This is a genomic window from Asaia lannensis NBRC 102526, assembly GCF_024054035.1.
In the GTDB taxonomy this organism is placed as follows: Bacteria; Pseudomonadota; Alphaproteobacteria; order Acetobacterales; family Acetobacteraceae; genus Asaia; species Asaia lannensis.
Genome location: NZ_JAMXQU010000010.1, coordinates 46720 through 65923, shown reverse-complemented (window position 1 = coordinate 65923; position 19204 = coordinate 46720). Strand labels below are relative to the sequence as shown.

Sequence of the window (19204 nt, the reverse complement as noted above, 5' to 3'; positions counted from 1 at the left end):
GGCTGCGGGTCAGACCCGGCCCCCTCAGGGGCGGGCAGGTTTACCGAAATCCCGCCAGTTCGTGCCTCCCAGAACCCACAGAAGCAGGCCCTTCTGGGCATGAAGACGGTTTTCGGCCTCATCGAATACGACCGAAGCGGAGCTTTCGAAGACGTCCTCGGTCACTTCCTCTCCGATATGGGCAGGGAGGCAGTGCATGAACAGGGCATTGGGGGCTGCTTTCTGCATCAGGGCCGTGTTGACCTGATACGGACGCAGCGTTTCAAGGCGTGCTGCCGATTCAGAATCCGACATGCTTGTCCATGTGTCGGTGACGACGCAGGATGCATCGCGCACAGCCTCAACAGGGTCATGCACAAGGCGTATCCTGCCGCCCTCCGATGCGGCCCAGTCGAGAACTTCCTGTCTGGGTTTCATCGATTCAGGCGTGGCAAGAGTGAGTGAGAAGCCAAAACGCACGGCCCCCTCGATCAGCGAGACGGCCACGTTGTTGCCGTCGCCGATCCAGGCCCAGTGAGAGCCCGCAACAGGGCCGCGATGCTCTTCATAGGTCATGATATCGGCCAAGATCTGCACCGGATGCGAATCAGGCGTCAGACCGTTCACCACCGGAATGGAACTCCAGCGGACCAGCTCGTCCACCATGGCCGTCTCGCCGGTTCTGACCACCAGCACATCCAGAAAGCGTGACAGCACGCGTGCAGTATCGGCCAGGCTCTCGCCACGACCGATCTGCATGTCGGTCGGTGAGAGAACGGATACGTCACCACCGAGCTGGCGCATGCCAACCTCAAATGAGAGACGCGTGCGCGTCGAGGGCTTGGAAAGCATCAGACCCATGCTGCGCCCGGCAAGGGGATGATCGGGGTGCATGGGGACGCGCCGGTTATCCTGCATCGCCTTGACCGCCCGCCCGACATCGATGATATCGCGCAGCGTTGCGGAATCGAGATCGCGCAGATCCAGAAAATGACGGATTGCCGAAGAGGCGGAGTGATCGGTGCCGTTGCTCATGCCTGGCTCTCCAGTGTCTTGTTCTTTGTTTCCATTTCAGCTTCCAGAGCGCGTGCTGCACGCGACAGCATGGCACAGGCTTCGCGGCATTCCTCGGCTGTGACGATCAGGGGAGGCAGAAGACGCAGCACGTTCTCGCCTGCCGTGACGGTCAGCAGGCCTTCTTCCATCACGCGTGCCTGCACCAGGGCGACAGGAAGGCGGCATTTCAGCCCCCACATCAGGCCCTTGCCGCGCGCCAGTTCGAAAACGGTCGGGTGTGCCTGCACCAGCGCATTGAGGGCTTCGCCAAGAGCCTCGCCTGTACGGGCCACATGGTCGAGAAAACCGTCGGCCAGAATGACGTCGAGCACGGCATTGCCCGCAGCACAGGCCAGAGGGTTGCCACCGAATGTCGTGCCATGCGAGCCAGCGCCCATTGAAGAGGCAACCTCTTCATTGGCGAGAATGGCCCCCATGGGGAAACCACCAGCAATGCCCTTGGCTACGGAGATGACATCGGGTGTTACGCCATAGGCTTCGTGAGCGAACAGATTGCCCGTGCGCCCCATACCGGTCTGGACCTCGTCGAGAGCCAGAATCAGGCCGAATTCGTCGCAAACCTGACGCAGCCCGGTCATGAATTGCGGATCGGCCTGCTTGATGCCCGTCTCACCCTGGATCGGTTCGAGCATGATGCCTGCAGTCTGCGGGGTGATGGCAGCACGCAGGGCATTCATGTTGTTGAAAGGAACATGGTCGAAGCCGTCGACAGGTGTGCCGAACCCTTCGAGATAGGCCGGATTGCCCGTTGCTGCGATCATGGCCAGCGTCCGGCCATGAAAGGCGCCATCGCAGCAGATGATGCGTGTGCGCTCGGGATGACCGCGACCCGACTGGGTCTTGCGGATCATCTTGACCATGCCTTCATTGGCTTCCGCGCCCGAGTTGCAGAAGAAAACGCTATCGGCAAAAGAATGCGCGACCAGCCTGTCCGCCAACGTCTCGGCCTGCGGAATCCGGTAGAGATTGGACACATGCATGACGCGTGCGGCCTGATCGGCAATGGCCTTGACCAGACTGGGATGACCATGGCCGAGAGACGAAACGGCTATACCTGCCCCGAAATCGAGAAATCGTCGCCCGTCAGCCGTATACAAGCAAGCGCCCTGACCGTGCTCGAAAGCAAGGTCGACTCGTTTGAATGTTGGCATCAGAGCGGAAATCATGGCGATCAGAGAGCCCGGTTCGAAAAGATTGGAAAAATGCAACAGCAAGAGCCCCGCACCTGAAAGACAGGGCAGGGCACACGCAGCTGCATTCATATGATGGGGTTAATCCGCCCCTTTCGTCAAATTCACTCTGGAATACGCCTGTAGAACAGATCGCGTGCCAGCCAGCATCCGACGCGTATTCCCGCCACGTTCCCGGTTTCGTCGCGCTGGAACCAGAGTGTCCAGTAACCGGGCGGCGAATGATCGAGCGCGCGCAGGCAGGGGATCAGCCAGACATCGTCGCCGAAAGGCAGGAGGCGCTCCATGCGTCCTTTGCCCAGCATGCCGGAAAAGCCGCCATAGAGTACATCGCCTGCATCGGTCAGGGTCAGGATACTCTCCAGTTCATTGCATTCATAATGTCCGGCGAACCCTGTTTTCGCTTGGCCTGCGTTATTCTGGCCCAGGTTGTTCTGGCCCGTGCTCCTCTGGCCCGTGTTCCTCTGGCCTTCGGGCAGGGGCGTCAGGAGAACTTCCCGGTTTTCCTGCGGTCGGGACATGATGAGCCCTTCGTCATGAAGGGACAGGCGTGTCCCGTCCCGACCGGCATGATCCTGGGTCCAGCCGTCGAGCGTCTCGGGCGGATAGGCGTAGCGCAGCGAGAGGCGCTCGCCCGATGGTGTGGGAGCAATGGAAGCCGAAAGCCCTGTCCCGCGATCCAGAAAATGTCCGAGCATTGCCTGATTGCCCTGCGTCGCATCGGAGGGCGGGCGGGACAGGCCGAGTGCAGCCGCGGCCAGCTCTGCGGCAGCCGAATGGGCCTCGGACATGTGATTGAACAGAACGACAACCGAGAGGCGCTCTTTTGCCAGATGAAGGCGATGGCTCCGCCAGCCGCGCAGAGCTCCGCCATGGCCGGTCATTTCATGACCGAACAGCCTGCCTCTTTGCAGACCGAACCCGTAACGTGCCGGCGCGCCATTGCGGAAGGAGACGGGGGCGGAGAGGCGGTTATAAAAGCCCTCAGGATCGTCGCGCTGGGCATCGATGGCTTTTTCCCAGGCGATCATGTCGTCGAGGCTGGCGCCAAGCCCGGCATCGCCGGTCCAGATGATATTATTGACTGCGGGGCGATAGCCGCTCTGCTCATTGCCCTCATAGCCCTGCGTGCCATCGGGCATGGATTGCGTGTTGGCTGCCAGAAAGGCGCTTTCCATGCCATGGGGCGTGAAGATCTGTTTTTGCAGCAACTCGGCAAAGCTGCGACCCGAACAGGCTTCCAGCGCTTCCGAGATCAGATAGAAATTCTGATTGACGTAGGAATAGGCTGTGCCGGGCCTGAACTGCAGGCTTCGTGTGCCGGCAATCACGCGTCTGGCTTCCGCGGCGCCGAAAGCCGATTCAGTGGGGGCGCCGTGCAGCATGGCTACTGCCCAGTAGTCGCGCAGGCCGGACTGGTTGTGCGCCAGATCGAAAATGCCGGGCGGCGGCTCCTGCAGCGCAGGTAGCGAGGCCGCAACGAAGGCATCGAGCGCGTTCCTGTCTGCCCATTTGTCGCGCAGGGCATTATCGAGCAGGGCGCAGGTGAACTGCTTGGTGATCGAACACATGCGAAACTGGGTGCGCGGGGTAAAAGCCAGACGCGCTTCGGCATTGGCATATCCCCAGCTGTGCCGGGCAATGACCTCGCCTTTGCGGATTACCGCAACGGCCCCGCCCGGCCCGGGATAGGAAAGAGGGAGGGTCGCCAGCAGGCGGTCGAGCGAGGCGCGGGTCATGCAAATCTCCGGCAGGTTTTTACCATGGTGCTGCCACGAAGTTATGGCACATTGGCGTCATGTCAGCGATTCCGGATCAGACTCCTCCGCCGACAGCGGAAAACCTGCGCGAGGCGGCCCTGCGTCATCTCGCGCGCTTTGCTGCGACCGAACAGGGACTGGCTCAGGTACTGGACCGTGCCGTGATGCGCTGGGCACGTCGTTGCGCCGCCAATGGGGGTGAAACCGACCAGATCGAGCTTCACCGAGCCCGGAGCAGGGTCATGATCGACACGATCGTTGGCGATATGCGGCGTATCGGGGCGCTGGACGATGCCGCTTTTGCCCGGTCGCGCTCTCTCAGCCTAACCCGGTCCGGTCGCTCGCGCCGCGCCGTAGCCGCCAGCCTGGCTCAGAAAGGCATCGGGGCAGAGGTTCTCGGCAACGCGCTGGAAGAAAGTCTCGGTCATCGCAGCGAGGATGCGGCGCGTGAGCGTGAGCTGGGAGCCGCGCTTGTCTTGGCACGCAAAAGGCGACTGGGTCCTTTCATGCGGGGGGACGCGACAGAAGGGAACGACGGTCCAGCGGAAGAAGAAAACCGCCTGCACCGGCACCAGCGGGCATTGGCCGCTTTTGCACGTGCCGGGTTCGGCCGTGACGTGGCCGAGCGGGCGTTGGCAATGAATCTCGAAGAAGCGGAGGATCGCGTCATGGCGCTGAAATCTTCATGAAGAGGATCATGCTGGGTTTCGGGTTGTGTCTGGGGCTTGCGGCATGCGGGGGTGGCCCGAGGGAATACAGCCGCGCAAGCTTCAACGGCCCGCTGCAATGCGCTCCTTATGCCCGTGCGAAAACAGGGGTCACACTATATGGCGCGGCATCCTCCTGGTGGCGCGGGGCATCGGGCAAGTACCGGCGCACGCAGACGCCCGCACAAGGCGAAATTCTTGTGTTCCGCTCGACCGGGCGTTTGCCTTCGGGGCATGTATCGATCGTGCGCAGCACCGTGTCATCGCGCAAGATTCTGGTCGAACATGCAAACTGGGAGCCGGGCCGTATCGATCGCTCCGTTCCGATCATCGATGTGTCCAGAAACAACGACTGGTCACTCGTGCGTGTATACTGGGCACCGATAAGGAATATGGGTGCACGTGCCTATCCGACCTATGGCTTTATCGTGCCTCGCGATCTGGACGATATTGCGCGCTTGCAAGTGTCGCCCGATCACGCCATGTGAGAAGCAAGAGACAAGACGACAGGATGAGTCCGTCGAGCGAGGAGAGAGATTATGGGTAGCATGAGTCCCCTGCACTGGCTGATAGTGCTTGCCGTTGTGCTCATCCTGTTTGGCGGTGGCAGCAAGATCAGCGGTCTGATGGGCGATTTCGCGAAGGGTATCAAATCCTTCAAGAAGAACATGGCTGAAGACGAGTCCATGGACTCCCATGCAGGTCAGCAGCCTAACGGTCAGATCGCACCGCCGCCTCACGGTGCTGCGCCCGGTGCCCCCCAGGGCAATTTCCAGTCTCCCCAGTACACGCCCCCCGTCTCCGGCGGGAATGTGAACAACGTCAATCACTGAGTTTCGATCATGCAGGTTTCGGACCGACACTGGTCGGATGCGGTGCAGGACGTCGTCAAGGCGGGGCGCAGAATGGACCAGCGCGGCTGGGTGCCCGCAACAGCGGGCAATCTCAGCCGACGTCTTGCCGACGGTCGCATCGCCATTACGCGCTCGGGTGGGCACAAGGGCTTTCTGACCGAACAAGACGTGATCGAAATCGACCCCCAGGGTCGTCCGCTCGATGCCTCTCAGAAATCGAGTGCCGAGACACTGCTGCATACACAGCTTTACGCATTCGATCCGGCAATCGGCGCTGTGCTGCATGGGCATTCGGTGGCGGCGACCGTTCTGTCCATGATGGATCCCGCTCCGGCGATTACCCTTGCGGGATACGAGTTGCTCAAGGTGTTCGAGAGGCAATCGACCCATGAAACGAGCATCGATGTGCCCGTTTTCCACAACGATCAGGATATCGCCCGGCTGGCAGGCGTGATCGCTCCGTCGCTCGGAGGCATGCCCGCGGGATATGTCATCCGGGGTCATGGTGTCTATGTATGGGGGCGTGATATGGCCATGGCGCTTGCCCGTCTCGAGGGTCTGGAGTTCCTGCTGGCCTGCGAACTGGAAAGACGGAAATCATGAGTCGACTAACGATCTATCGTGACGATGCTCCCGGAACCATTCTGCTCGACACGCAGGACGGGCGCGAAATTGCCGAGACCCTTCGGCCGCTGAATGTCCGCTTCGAGCGCTGGCAATCGCCCGTCACGCCCGCCAAGGATGCACCGACGGAGGATATCCTCGAAGCCTATCGTCCCTATCTCGACGGGCTGATGGGCGAGACGGGAGCCGGAAGCGCTGACGTGGTGCGGTTTGACCGCAATACGCCGCAGATCGCGGCCATGCGCGAGAAATATCTGTCCGAGCATACGCATAGCGAAGACGAAGTCCGGTTTTTTGTCCACGGTCAGGGTGCATTCGTCCTGCATGTGGGAGACCGTGTCTATTCGGTGCTCTGCGTTCAGGGCGATCTGATTTCCGTGCCTGCCGGAACGCCTCACTGGTTCGATGCAGGGCTCGATCCCGACGTCGTCGCGCTTCGCGTCTTTACGGATACGACCGGCTGGGTCGCCGATTATACGGGCGACGAGATTGCGCGCCGGTTTCCTGTGACCATTCCGGATATTGCCGCATGAGTGCCATTCGTCTGATCCTGCTCGATATCGAAGGGACAACCCTGCCGATCTCTTTCGTCAAGGACGTGCTCTTTCCCTATTCCGACAAGATCATGCCGTCGCTTCTGCAAGAGCAGGCGGAAAACCCGCTGGTGAAAGTGGCTCTGGCCGATATCGAGGCTGCCAATCCCGGTTGCGATCCGGTGGCGCAGCTTCACGACTGGACGGTACGTGACGAAAAGGTTGCCCCTCTCAAATCCCTTCAAGGTCTTGCCTGGAAAAGCGGTTTCGAGAGCGGCGATCTCAAGGCGCGTCTGTACCCCGATGTACCGCCTGCGCTCAAAGCCTGGCACGCTACCGGGCTGCGTCTTGCCGTCTATTCTTCCGGTTCCGCCAGCGCGCAGCGCCTGCTTTATGGCTATTCCGATGCGGGCGATCTGACAGACCTGTTCGAGGCATTCTACGACCTCGATGTGGGTGGCAAGAAAATTGCCGAGAGCTATCGGCAGATCGCCTTACGGGCGGGCGTTGCACCGGGGCAGATCCTGTTTCTCTCCGACATCGGCGCAGAACTCGATGCCGCTGCCGAAGCAGGGCTCAGAACCTGCCAGCTCGTTCGTGCAGAAGACGGTACGAAGCCTCACCCCGGCGTCCATCAGGCCGCAGACCTGCGCAGTGTCAGCCAGCAGTTCGAGCTGCCTGTTTCATGACCCTGCACGAGGACTGGACGGCAATCCCGCCAGAGGCGCGCGGAGCTGCCGTGGCCCTCGGCAATTTCGATGGCGTGCATCTGGGCCATGTCCATCTTCTCAGATCGCTCCATGCGGCGCGCCCCGATCTGACGCTCGGGGCCTTGACCTTCGAACCGCACCCACGCGAGTTCTTTCGTCCTCAGGACCCTCCCTTGCGTCTGATGCTGCCGGAGATCCGTACGCGCATTCTGCATGAGCAGGGTGCGCGGCACGTCTTCCAGCTTCGCTTCGATGCTGATTTCAGCCATCTGACACCGGATCAGTTTGTCGAGACCGTGCTTCATGCGGGGCTCGGCGTGCGCCATGTGGCTTGTGGGCCCGATTTCGCTTTCGGTCACAGACGGAGCGGCAATATCGCCTATCTCGGGCAGAAGCTCGAGAGTCTTGGTATCGGTCTTACCGTAGTGCCGCCATTGACGGATATAGGGGGGCCTTACTCTTCGTCGCGCATCCGTCGCCTTCTTCAGGAAGGATATCCCGAACGCGCGGCCGAGGAGCTCGGTCGGCCCTGGTTCATCACCGGTGAAGTCGCCCATGGCGACAAACGCGGGCGTCTTCTCGGTTTTCCGACAGCCAATATTCCGCTCGGGCGTCATGTCGAACCGGCGCGCGGCGTCTATGCAGTGAGTGTGCGCCATCCCGATGGCCGGGTCACACCCGGTGTTGCCAATATCGGACGCCGCCCCACGATCGACGACGGGCAGGAAAGCCGACTTGAAGTGCATCTCTTCGACGTGAACGAAGACCTTTATGGCCAGACGCTCGAAGTCAGCCTGCACAAGCTGCTGCGCGAAGAAAAACGTTTTGCCGGGCTCGATGAGCTCAAGGCGCAGATTGCGGACGATGCGCAAGCTGCCCGCGCCGCTCTTGCCTCCCTCACTTTTCTCCCGCCTCCTGCGACCCGTATCCCCTGAGTGCCCGGCTTCCCGCTTCTGTGTCATCCGATCCGCTCGATGGACTGTTGCGCGGTATAAATCATGTCACGCTCTGCACGAGCGATCTGACCCGGTCACTTGGGTTTTATTGCGGTCTTCTGGGATGTCGCCTCAGGGCGCGCTGGGGGAAGGGGGCCTATCTGGAGGCCGGATCACTCTGGCTTTGTCTGGAACTCAGCAAAAACGCGCCGATCCAGCCCCGCGATGACGACACCCATCTGGCTTTCTCGCTCGATGAAAAAGGCTTCGCGCTTCTGACTGCAAAGCTCGAAGGCCATGTGAAGCTGTGGAAGGCAAACAGAAGCGAAGGCGCATCGCTCTATTGTCTCGATCCTGACGGCCATAAGCTGGAATTGCATGTGGGGTCGCTCGAAACACGACTTGCGCATTGGCGCGTTGCACCACCGGCCGGTCTGGAGGATCTCGAAATCACCTGAACCGGGCCAGAGCCGTAAGGGCCAGACATGCACCTGTCCCTTTTGTGATGATTTTTGTGGTTTATATCACATCACTTCGCGTTATAGATTACCTAACGTTAATCGAACGAAGGGGGATGCTATGTTTGGCGCGATGCAGATGTATCAGATGCAGGCGATGGAACAGCACATCGCCCAGAAAGACTCCCGCAGAAAAGAAAGCGTTTCACGCCTTGTCAGGCTGAAGGCTTTTCTGAGGCAGGACCTTAACACGCTGGGTCAGCAGATCGATGAGACACTGGAAAGTGTCTGTGCGCCTTCCGGCTTGAAATCGCAGACGCGTCTGCCCTGAAACCGGCAGTCAGGGCAGTCGGATTCCGGTGCTGTTTTGTTGTCGTCCGGTATCCGCGTACTGCCTCTATCAGGAGCTACTGGGATTACGACCCAGAATATGGCTCTGCCAATTGTGAGCCGGGATTTGACCGCTGCTCTTGACCCAGAAGCCTGCATCTTCGCATAACTCGGGGTTCCCTGACTCCGTCGATTGATCGAAGATGCCTGATTCAAAAAGCCCCGATCCTCAGGACCGTTATCGCGACACGGTCTTCCTGCCTCGCACAAGCTTCCCGATGCGCGGCAATCTGCCCACGCGCGAGCCGCAGACGCTTGCACGCTGGGACGCGATCGGACTGGATGAGAGCATTTTCGAGGCAGGCAAGGGCAAGCCGGTCTTCACATTGCATGACGGGCCGCCCTATGCGAACGGCAATCTGCATATCGGCCACGCGCTGAACAAGATCAACAAGGATGTCATCAATCGTGCCCAGCGCATGAATGGTGCCCGTGTGCGCTTCATCCCGGGCTGGGACTGTCACGGCCTGCCGATCGAATGGCGTGTCGAGGAAGAATACCGCAAGGCTGGCAAGAACAAGGACGATGTGCCCGTTCTGCAGTTCCGTGCCGAATGTCGTGACTATGCGCGTCGCTGGCTCGATATCCAGGCCGAGGAGTTCAAGCGTCTGGGCGTGCAGGCCGAGTGGAAAAACCGCTACGCCACGATGGATTTCTCATCCGAATCCGCCATCGTGGCAGAAATCGGCAAGTTCCTGCTCAATGGTGGCCTGTATCGTGGCCTGCGTCCGGTCATGTGGAGCCCGGTCGAGAAGACCGCCCTTGCCGAGGCCGAGATCGAATACCACGACATCACCTCCACCACGATCCATGTAGCCTTTCCCATCGAGGCAGACCCGACCCCCGGTCAGGCGCTTCAGGGAGCATCAGCTGTCATCTGGACGACCACGCCCTGGACCATTCCGGCCAATCGCGCCATCGCCTATGGGCCGGAGATCGCCTATGTCGTGCTGCGCGCCGATATCATGGACGAAAACAGCCTCGTCACCCCCGGTTCGCGCTTTCTGGTGGCCGAAGAGCGTGTAAGCGATTTCTGCCAGCAGGCCGGTATCCAGGACCATCACATCCTCTACACCCTGCCGGGCGAAGCGCTTGAGGGGACGATCTGCGCGCATCCGCTGCGTGGGTGCGGTTATGAATTCGACGTGCCCATGCTGCCCGGCGATTTCGTGACGACCGATGCCGGTACGGGCCTTGTGCATATGGCGCCTGCCCATGGCCAGGACGATTTTCTGCTCACGCGTCAATACGGCATCGAAGTACCCGAGCTGGTGCAGGATGACGGCACCTATGCGCCATGGGTACCGCATTTCGCCGGTATCCATGTGTTCAAGGCTGCCGACCCGGTCTGTGCGGCGCTTACCGAAGCGGCACAGCGCTGGGCCGCGAATGGCGATGCCGCAGCCGGTCTCGTGGCACGGTCGAGCATCGTGCATTCCTATCCGCATTCCTGGCGCTCGCGTAAGCCGATCATCTTCCGCGCCACCCCGCAATGGTTCATCCGCATGGATGGTGATCTGGCCCTGCGTCGCAAGTCGCTGGATGCGCTGGCCGGTGTCACCTTCGTGCCGGAAGCCTCGCGCAATCGTCTGACCTCCATGATCGAGCAGCGTCCCGACTGGTGCATCAGCCGCCAGCGCGCCTGGGGCGTGCCGATTGCCGTTTTCGTGGAAAAGAGCACGGGCGAGGTGCTGCGCGACCCTGAGGTCATGCAGCGTATCGTCGATGCGATGGCCAAGCATGGCGCCGATATCTGGTATAGTGCCGATCCGGCTGTCTTCCTGGGCGAGGGACGCGATCCCGCAGAATACGAGCAGGTTTTCGATATCGTCGATGTCTGGTTCGAAAGCGGATCGACCCACAGTTTCGTGCTGGGTCGGGACGGACTGAACTTCCCCGCCGATCTTTATCTGGAAGGGTCGGATCAGCATCGCGGCTGGTTCCAGTCCTCACTGCTCGAAAGCGTCGGCACGCTTGGCGTGGCACCCATGAAGGCCATCGTCACCAACGGCTTCGTGCTCGACGAGCAGGGCCGCAAGATGTCCAAATCCCTGGGCAATGTAATTGCGCCCAAGGAGGTAACCGACAAGCTGGGCGCCGATATCCTGCGTCTTTGGGTCGTGAACTCCGACAGCAATGAAGATCTCCGTATCGGTAACGAGATCCTCAAGCAGCAGGGTGAGCTCTATCGTCGTCTGCGCAACACGCTGCGCTGGCTTCTTGGCGCGCTTGACGGCTACACGCCCGAAGAGGCCCTCCCATTCGAGCAGCTACCCGAGCTTGAGCGTTATATCCTTCATCGCCTGAGCGATCTCGGGGGCATGATCAAGCAGGCCGTCCAGACCCATCAATGGGTTGGCGTCTATCCCATGCTGCACGGTTTCTGCACGACCGATCTGTCGGCGTTCTATTTCGACGTGCGCAAGGACGCGCTTTATTGCGATGCGCCTTCCTCGCTGCGTCGTCGCGCTGCCCGTACCGTGCTCGATATCCTGCATCGCGCGCTCTCGACATGGCTTGCACCTGTGCTGGTGTTTACGGCCGAAGAGGCATGGACATCCCGCTTCGGCGAGGAAAGCTCGGTCCACCTCCAGAGCTTCCTCGAGCCAGATCCCAACTGGCACGATGTGACTCTTGGCGATCGCTGGAACCAGATACGTGCCCTGCGTCGCGTCATAACCACGGAGCTCGAAGGGGCACGTCGCGGCGGCGTTATCGGTTCGTCTCTCGAAGCCCGCCTCAGCCTGCCGCTCACGGAGCAGGAACAGGCCGTGTTCGGCGATGTCGACTGGGCAGAGCTTGCGATCGTGTCCCAGGCGGATATCCAGCTTCTGACCAACGCGCCCTCGCTCTATATCGAGGATACGGACAGGGCAGAGCATGAAGGCGTGATCGAGGCGCATCCCGGCCCCAGCGTGGGCGAGGCAGAGGGCAGCAAATGCCTGCGTTGCTGGCGTGTGCTTCCTGAAGTGGGCAGCCAGACCGAGCATCCCGGTCTGTGCCTGCGCTGCAGCGATGTGGTGACGATGTGAAGGGGGCGAAGATCACCGTTTCTGTCGGTCGGCCGGCCACACTTGTTGCCGGTATCGTCGCTTTCGTGACGGTGCTCTGCGCCGATCAGGTCAGCAAATGGTGGATTCTCGACGTTTTCGATCTTCCCGCCAAAGGCAGCGTCGCGATCATGCCTGGGCTCAACTTCACCATGGTGTGGAACCATGCGGTGACGTTCGGCATGCTGGGCGGGGTCGGGTCCTGGGGGCCGCTTCTGTTCTGTACCGTCGCCCTTCTCGCCGTACTGGCGCTGCTCTGGCAGATGATCAGAACGACGCGCATGGTGGTGGCCATTGCTTCGGCGGCAATTGCAGGCGGTGCGGTCGGGAATGTGATCGACCGGATGCGTTATGGCGCTGTGGTCGATTTCATTCATGCACATGCCTTCGGCTGGAGCTGGTACGTCTTCAATGTGGCCGACTCCGCCATCGTTTGTGGCGTAATTGCCTGGGTAATCGACTCGATCTGGTCCGAGCGTCGTCAAGCGCGGTCGGCCAACCAGTCCGGCACGCCTTCCTCTCCCGCGTCACGCGGGCATTGATCTCTTGTCGACGTCGAAACGCTCCATTAGGATCGAGACCGATATGGCTCAGCTCTCCCTCCCGTCCGTCCTCCGCGTCCTGCCGGTTCTCGGCCTGACCGCGCTCCTTCCGGCCTGTTCCGGCTCAGATGTCTCGCGCGCGTTCGGTCTCGAACGCTCGATGCCGGACGAGTATACGGTCACGACGCGTGCGCCGCTCTCCATGCCGCCTTCCGAGCAGCTGAGCCTGCCGGGTCAGGGTGAGCACAGCGTGGATGAAAATCCGCGCACACAGGCGCTCGAAACGCTCTCGCCCAATGCCGCGCTGCATCCTTCGACGGGCAGTGACAGTGCCGGTCAGCAGGCCCTGATGGGTCAGGTCGATCAGGCTTCCAAGGCCCCCAACAATGCCGAACTCGGGGCAGCTGGTGCCGGTCTGACCGACGAGCTGATGTTCTGGCGCGGCGGCAATGCGGGCAGTGTGGTCGATAGCGAGGCTGAAAACCGTCGTATCCAGCGCGCTTCTGCCCTCGGTCAGAATCCCTCGATCGGTGCAACCCCCACCAAGAAATCGAAGAGCGCTTTCCTCGGCGTCTTCTGATGCCGATTCATGTCATTGTCTGAGCCTATTCGTCTCCGGCCGCAGCTCCGTCGCCTTTCCAGTCATGTCATCGACCTGATCGCGGCAGGAGAAGTGGTCGAGCGGCCAGCTGCCGCACTCAAGGAGTTGGTTGAAAACGCCCTGGACGCCGGGGCGACACGGCTCGATGTCTCCCTTGCGAATGGTGGATGCGACCGTATCGAGGTGATCGATAACGGCTGTGGCATGTCACCTGACGATCTCCTGATGGCGGTTGAGCGGCATTGTACCTCCAAGCTGAGCGACGAGACCTTGACCCGCATCGTCACGCTTGGGTTTCGTGGGGAGGCCCTGCCCTCGATTGGCGCGACTGCGCGCCTTTCCCTGACATCGCGCCAGCCCGACTCGGACACTGCGTGGATGCTGCGTCTGGATGGCGGCATTCTGACCCCACCCGCGCCCGCGCCGGGTGCACCAGGCACGCGTGTCGTGGTTGAGGATCTGTTTTTTGCCACACCGGCACGCCGTAAATTTCTCAAGAGCGCGCGTGTAGAGGGGAGCCACGCCGAATCGGTCATGCGACGTCTGGCTTTGTCCGCACCGCATTGCGCCATGCGTTTCTCGCTGGATGACCGGCAGGTTTTCGACTTCCCGGCGCAGGATACACGCGCGCGTGTTCAGGCCGTGCTCGGTGAAAGCGATTCGCTCATCATGCTCGATGAGGAACGCAACGGCCTGCATCTCACCGGTTTCATCTGTGGCCCCGCAGCGACGCGGGCCACGGCTGCGGCGCAGTTTCTTGTCGTTAACAATCGCCCCGTTGCCGATCCCCTGATGAAAACCGCCATACGCGTGGCCTATCGTCCTGTGATCGAACCGGGCCGCCATCCTATTCTGGCGTTGCATCTGACCCTGCCTCATGACCGGGTGGACGTGAATGTACACCCCTCCAAAACCGAGCTGCGTTTTGCTGATGAAGCCGACGTGCGTGGTCTCATGATCGGGGCGATGCAGCGTGCGCTGGGTCATGGTGCGGGCGAGGGGGGTATACGCATGCGCTTTGCGGCCCCGGCCAGGCAGGCCATTCAGTATCCTCCGCCAGATCCTGTGCGCCTTACTCCCGGATTCGTGGCAGCGCACGACACCCTGCGTGGTATCGGCGCGCCGACCCACAGCGAAGCTCCGCAAGGAGTTGGTGGCTTCTCAGAAGGACTGGGGTCCTTCGCTCCGGCGGCCCGACCGGTGGTGCAGCCCGATCCGGTGCAAAGCGGAGGCTTTCCGCTCGGTGCGCCGGTCGCCCAGATTTTCGATACCTATATTCTGGCTGTCGGTGGGGACGGCGATCTGATTCTGGTCGATCAGCATGCAGCCCACGAGCGCCTGACCCATGAAAAACTGCTCGCCCAGTACGGCACCGGGACGATCAAGGCACAGCGCCTGCTGTTGCCTGAAGTGATCGACCTTCCCCCCGGTCAGGCAGGACGCCTGATGGAGTGGAAAGACGCTCTCGAAAAACTCGGCCTGGAAGTCGAGTCGTTTGGTGGGGGGAGCGTGCTGCTGAGAACCATGCCCGTGCTCTTGCAGGGCGGCGATGGCGTTTCCCTGTTACGCGATCTGTCGGAGGAACTGGCAGCCGATCCGGATCTACAACCGGGCGACAGTGCTGCCCTCGAACGCCGGATCGATGCGGTGATCGCACGTATGGCGTGTCATGGCAGTATTCGCGCGGGCAGGCGTCTCCAGCAGGATGAAATGTCTGCCCTGTTGCGCCAGATGGAACAGACGCCGCGTGCCGGAACATGCTCCCATGGGAGGCCTACCTGGCTGCGTCTCGGACGCGACGAGCTGGAAAAGCTTTTCGGTCGTATACGCTAAAGGCGCGGAAGAGCGATAATTGCTGCTCCCGGGCATTCAGGGATGACGGTGGATACAAAAAAGGCCCTGCGCAGCGCAGGGCCTTTTTCGGGACAAAGACGATCAGGAAGGGCTATGCGCCATCTTGTGTCTTTTGACCGTGGCAGGCTGCGTAACCGAGATCACATCGCCCGAAACGAACAGGATCGAGTCGACGGCATTCTGCAGGGCCTCGGCTGCTGCTTTCGCGTCGCCGCCATCCATGAAAACAGAGGCGCGATGCACGTCACCCGAGATCATTTCGAGCGGTGCCAGTGCAACAACATATTGCACCTGCGTTCCGACCACCTGCAGGTCCTGATCGACAAGCTTGGTGTCGCCAGTCTTCATATGCTGATTGGCATTGGCCAGGGCGGTCTGCTGTGCGGGGGCCAGCGCATCGGTCACGGCGTATTCGCCCCCTACCGGCAGCCAGTGCAGCGGTGCGCCGCTCACGGCAAGGCGCTTGGGCGCGCCGTGGCTTGGGACGGGCTGCATGGCATCTTCGGCTCGGACAAAGGCCTTGTTATCCTTGGCGGCCTTGTCGAGGCGGGCTTCCGCTTCGTCGATCAGGCTCTGTGCCTGGCCGTTCTGGTTATTCGCCAGAGCCTGCTGAGCCAGCAGGATATTGGAGAACGCTTTCTGGCCATCCTTGGACAGTCGACCGAAATCGCGATCGGCATGAGCCTGATCCTTGGCCATCATGGCCGCGTTGTCTGCCTGCTGTGTTGCGGCAAAAGCGGGCGCTCCGGCCAGTGTCAAAAGGGCGGACCCGGCAATCATCAGGCGGCGCATTGGTGCTCTCCTTGGTTCGTATCTCTTGATGAGACTTCGGGAACCGTAACGACAAAGCAGGGCCGCCTGTTGCATGACATCGACGTTAACACGCCGCCATGCGGCATCCGACCTGACAATGTGCGACGAACAGATCGCCGGACAGGCTGTCGGATGCGATATCGGAAACCCTTTCAGGTCGGGGGTACGGTTTCGCTATCCGGCGGGGGCTTGCGCGAGGTCAGCACGTTCCCGGCCGAAGCTCCGGCAATACAGAGTACGCCCATCCATCGCGCAACCGACAGGGACTCGCCCAGAAGCAGGAGGCCTGAAATCGACCCGAGAACCGGTTCCAGGCTGAGCAGAATGCCAAGATCGCGCGGGCCGAGCCGACGCATGGCCATCATGTCGAGAATATAGGGTACGGCCGAAGACAGGATGGCGACCCCGACCGCCTGAAGACCCTGATGGGGGTGCGTGACGGCGGGTGTCAGGGCAGGGATCAGCCAGGGCAGAAGCAGGATTCCTGCTGTGGTCATACCAAGTGTCGTGGCCTGGGCTGCAGGCATCACGCGCCCGATTTTCGTGCCTGTCAGGATATAAACGACCCAGCCGACCGCACTGGTCAGGGCCGCGATCACGCCGATCGGATCCAGATGGCCCTCCACATGATCGGGGCGCAGAAGCAGATAGAGCCCGCCGAGAACCATACCCGCCCAGAGTAGATCGAGCAGGCGTCGCGAACCGATCAGGGCGAGAGAAAGCGGTCCCATGAACTCGAAGGCCACGACGAGCCCAAGGGGCAGACGCACGAGAGCGACGTAGAAGGCAAAGTTCATCACCGCCATCGAGGCGCCATAGGGCAGGAGCAGTTTCCACATGCCCGGCTGGAGCACCGATGGGCCGGGGCGCATCACTACCAGCAGAATGACCGCAGCAAGGCAGACACGCAGCCCCACCATGCCTTCGGCACCGAAAAGCGGAAACAGGCTTTTGGCCAGTGCGGCCCCAACCTGAAAGGAGGAGATCCCGCCGATCAGAAGGGCGAGACCGCCAAGCTTGTCGAGAGGCGTCGAGTTGGGGTGATCGAAAGCCGCCATCAGACGTCGAGCAGCTCGGCCGAGCGGGCATGCTCCTGAATGAAGCGAAAGCGCAGCTCGGGCTTGCGCCCCATCAGGCTTTCGACACGGTCGCTGGTCAAAGCGCGATCCTCCGGAGGGGTGACGACCCGCAGCAGGGTGCGTTTGGCCGGATCCATGGTCGTCTGCTTGAGATCTTTCACAGGCATCTCGCCAAGACCCTTGAATCGCGAGATCTCGACCTTGGCCCCCTGTTTGAAATCGCGCTTGAGGCGACGCACGCGATCATCGTCATCCATTGCATAGACCGTCTTGGCACCATGGGTCAGGCGATAGAGCGGCGGCTGCGCCAGATAAAGGTGACCCTTGCGCACCAGATCGGGCATTTCGCGATAGAAGAACGTCATGAGCAGCGAGGCGATATGCGCGCCGTCGACGTCTGCATCGGTCATGATAATGACACGACCGTAGCGCAGGCGCGAGACGTCGAAACCCGAACCGGATCCGCAACCGAGGGCCTCGACCAGATCGCGTAGCTCCTGATTGGCTTTCAGCTTGTCAGCAGTCGCCGAAGCCACGTTCAGGATCTTGCCGCGCAGGGGGAGAACAGCCTGTGTCTCGCGGTCGCGTGCCTGACGGGCAGACCCGCCTGCCGAATCGCCTTCCACCAGAAACAATTCGGTATCGGCCGCATTCTCGCGTGTGCAATCGGTCAGCTTGCCCGGCAGACGCAGGCGGCGTGTCGCGCTCTTGCGCGGTGTATCCTTGCTCTCACGGCGGCGCAGGCGCTCTTCAGCGCGCTCGATGATGAAGGCCAGCAGGTTGTCTGCCTGAGCCGGATTCCCGCCCAGCCAGTGATCCAGCCGGTCGCGTAGCGCCCCTTCGACCAGACGGCTGGCCTCCTGCGTTGTCAGCTTTTCCTTTGTCTGGCCCTGAAAATGCGGATCGCGGATGAACACTGAAAGCTTGGCAGCCAGTGCACCCAGAATATCCTCTGCCGTGACAGCCGCCGCACGCTTGGTATTGCGGCTATCGCCCCAGGCCCGGAATCCCTTCACCAGAGCAGCGCGGAAGCCTGCCTCATGCGTGCCGCCCTGCGGCGTGGGAATGGTATTGCAGTAGGAGGTCATGCTCGATGCCCCCTGCTCCAGAAAGGCGACCGCCCATTCCAGCTTGCCGCCTGTCCGCCCATCCGCAGCCTGCGGAAGCTCGGCCTCGCCCGCCCAGACCGGCGCCAGAAGAGCCGGAGTAGTGCCAAGTTCGGCGTTGAGGCTGTCGGCCAGGCCATTGGGAAAATGGATGGTCTCTTCAGCAGGAATGTCGTCTCCCGCCTTGAGAAGGGCAGGATCGACGCTCCAGCGAATAGTCACGCCGCGGAAAAGCGCCGCCTTGGAACAGCAGAGGCGATAAAGACGCTGGGGCGAGAAGCTCAGCGCTCCGAAAATCTCGGGATCGGGGGAAAAACGTATGGTGGTGCCACGGCGGTTGGGCGCATTGCCGACCTGCTTCAGCGGAGTAATCGGCTTTCCCCGGGCGTAATCCTGACGCCAGAGCAGCTTTTCGCGCGCAACCTCGACTTCGAGCCTGTCCGAAAGCGCATTGACGACAGACGACCCCACCCCGTGCAGACCGCCCGATGTGTCATAGGCCTTGCCGGAAAATTTCCCACCTGCATGAAGCGTGGTGAAAATGACTTCCAGCGCCGAGCGATCCTGGAACTTGGGATGCGGGTCTACCGGGATACCGCGTCCGTTATCGCGCACCATGAGCAGATGCGGGCCTTCGAGTGCCACATCGATCACGCTGGCATGGCCCGCCACCGCCTCATCCATGGCGTTGTCGAGTATCTCGGAGGCGAGATGATGATAGGCGGTATCGTCGGTGCCGCCGATATACATGCCGGGACGGCGTCGGACCGGCTCAAGTCCTTCCAGGACTTCGATCTGGTCGGCACCGTAATTTTCCGGAACCGGAGCCTGCACCGTCTTGCGCGACCGGCGCGCAGGCTTTTCATCGCTCTTGAAGAGGTCGTCGTTCATATTGCGTTCTTGACGGCCTCGCCGGGGCGCCGTCAAGCGCCCCGTGCAGGG

At 61.3% G+C, this 19204-nt stretch carries 19 protein-coding genes; 13 read left to right on the top strand and 6 right to left on the bottom strand.

The window, feature by feature from the left end:
- Positions 1–24 precede the first annotated feature (24 nt).
- The 3 genes from argF to NF685_RS12145 all read right to left on the bottom strand — a co-directional run bounded on the left by argF (position 25) and on the right by NF685_RS12145 (position 3985).
- Positions 25–1014 carry an ornithine carbamoyltransferase gene (gene argF / locus NF685_RS12155; protein ID WP_222548375.1) on the bottom strand — a complete coding sequence of 330 codons (990 nt, stop codon included), beginning with the start codon at positions 1012–1014 and terminating at the stop codon, positions 25–27.
- Positions 1011–2222, bottom strand: a complete 1212-nt coding sequence (locus NF685_RS12150; protein WP_252849857.1) for an aspartate aminotransferase family protein — start codon at positions 2220–2222, stop codon at positions 1011–1013. Before NF685_RS12150 ends, argF begins: the two co-directional genes overlap by 4 nt.
- Positions 2223–2350: 128 nt before the next feature.
- On the bottom strand, positions 2351–3985 hold the full coding sequence (locus tag NF685_RS12145; RefSeq protein ID WP_252849809.1) for a D-aminopeptidase: 1635 nt from the start codon (positions 3983–3985) through the stop codon (positions 2351–2353).
- Positions 3986–4044: 59 nt separating this feature from the next.
- Here NF685_RS12145 and NF685_RS12140 point away from each other — a divergent pair, with 59 nt between their 5' ends.
- The 13 genes from NF685_RS12140 (at position 4045) to mutL (ending at position 15243) form a co-directional block, all read left to right on the top strand.
- Positions 4045–4695, top strand: coding sequence for a regulatory protein RecX (locus NF685_RS12140; RefSeq protein ID WP_252849808.1), 651 nt, complete (start codon positions 4045–4047; stop codon positions 4693–4695).
- Positions 4692–5201 carry a CHAP domain-containing protein gene (locus tag NF685_RS12135; RefSeq protein WP_252849807.1) on the top strand — a complete coding sequence of 170 codons (510 nt, stop codon included), beginning with the start codon at positions 4692–4694 and terminating at the stop codon, positions 5199–5201. Before NF685_RS12140 ends, NF685_RS12135 begins: the two co-directional genes overlap by 4 nt.
- Positions 5202–5252: 51 nt before the next feature.
- Entirely contained in the window at positions 5253–5546 is a 294-nt protein-coding gene (locus NF685_RS12130) for a Sec-independent protein translocase subunit TatA (RefSeq protein ID WP_252849806.1), read from the top strand.
- Between the two features lie 9 nt (positions 5547–5555).
- Positions 5556–6170 (top strand): methylthioribulose 1-phosphate dehydratase, encoded by a 615-nt coding sequence (locus tag NF685_RS12125; RefSeq protein ID WP_252849805.1) that lies wholly within the window; start codon positions 5556–5558, stop codon positions 6168–6170.
- Positions 6167–6724 (top strand): 1,2-dihydroxy-3-keto-5-methylthiopentene dioxygenase, encoded by a 558-nt coding sequence (locus NF685_RS12120; protein WP_222548369.1) that lies wholly within the window; start codon positions 6167–6169, stop codon positions 6722–6724. The genes NF685_RS12125 and NF685_RS12120 overlap by 4 nt, the downstream gene beginning before the upstream one ends.
- Entirely contained in the window at positions 6721–7413 is a 693-nt protein-coding gene (mtnC, locus tag NF685_RS12115) for an acireductone synthase (protein WP_252849804.1), read from the top strand. Before NF685_RS12120 ends, mtnC begins: the two co-directional genes overlap by 4 nt.
- Positions 7410–8369: a bifunctional riboflavin kinase/FAD synthetase gene (locus NF685_RS12110; protein WP_252849803.1), complete on the top strand. Its 960-nt coding sequence runs from the start codon at positions 7410–7412 to the stop codon at positions 8367–8369. Before mtnC ends, NF685_RS12110 begins: the two co-directional genes overlap by 4 nt.
- Positions 8370–8413: 44 nt before the next feature.
- Positions 8414–8827, top strand: a complete 414-nt coding sequence (locus NF685_RS12105) for a VOC family protein (protein ID WP_252849856.1) — start codon at positions 8414–8416, stop codon at positions 8825–8827.
- Between the two features lie 121 nt (positions 8828–8948).
- On the top strand, positions 8949–9158 hold the full coding sequence (locus NF685_RS12100; RefSeq protein ID WP_222548366.1) for a hypothetical protein: 210 nt from the start codon (positions 8949–8951) through the stop codon (positions 9156–9158).
- A gap of 202 nt (positions 9159–9360) precedes the next feature.
- Positions 9361–12249, top strand: a complete 2889-nt coding sequence (gene ileS / locus NF685_RS12095) for an isoleucine--tRNA ligase (RefSeq protein ID WP_252849802.1) — start codon at positions 9361–9363, stop codon at positions 12247–12249.
- Positions 12246–12809 (top strand): signal peptidase II, encoded by a 564-nt coding sequence (gene lspA, locus NF685_RS12090; RefSeq protein ID WP_373317782.1) that lies wholly within the window; start codon positions 12246–12248, stop codon positions 12807–12809. The genes ileS and lspA overlap by 4 nt, the downstream gene beginning before the upstream one ends.
- Positions 12810–12852: 43 nt before the next feature.
- Positions 12853–13389 carry a DUF3035 domain-containing protein gene (locus NF685_RS12085; protein WP_252849801.1) on the top strand — a complete coding sequence of 179 codons (537 nt, stop codon included), beginning with the start codon at positions 12853–12855 and terminating at the stop codon, positions 13387–13389.
- 9 nt (positions 13390–13398) lie between these two features.
- Positions 13399–15243 carry a DNA mismatch repair endonuclease MutL gene (gene mutL / locus NF685_RS12080; protein ID WP_252849800.1) on the top strand — a complete coding sequence of 615 codons (1845 nt, stop codon included), beginning with the start codon at positions 13399–13401 and terminating at the stop codon, positions 15241–15243.
- A 102-nt stretch (positions 15244–15345) separates the two neighbouring features.
- On the opposite strand, the gene NF685_RS12075 is transcribed toward mutL, so the two are convergent.
- The 3 genes from NF685_RS12075 to parE form a co-directional block, all read right to left on the bottom strand.
- Positions 15346–16056, bottom strand: coding sequence for a YfdX family protein (locus NF685_RS12075; protein ID WP_222548362.1), 711 nt, complete (start codon positions 16054–16056; stop codon positions 15346–15348).
- Between the two features lie 173 nt (positions 16057–16229).
- Entirely contained in the window at positions 16230–17135 is a 906-nt protein-coding gene (locus NF685_RS12070; protein ID WP_252849799.1) for an EamA family transporter, read from the bottom strand.
- Complete coding sequence (gene parE / locus NF685_RS12065; protein WP_252849798.1) at positions 17135–19153, bottom strand: DNA topoisomerase IV subunit B; 2019 nt, start codon at positions 19151–19153, stop codon at positions 17135–17137. The genes NF685_RS12070 and parE overlap by 1 nt, the downstream gene beginning before the upstream one ends.
- Positions 19154–19204 lie beyond the last annotated feature (51 nt).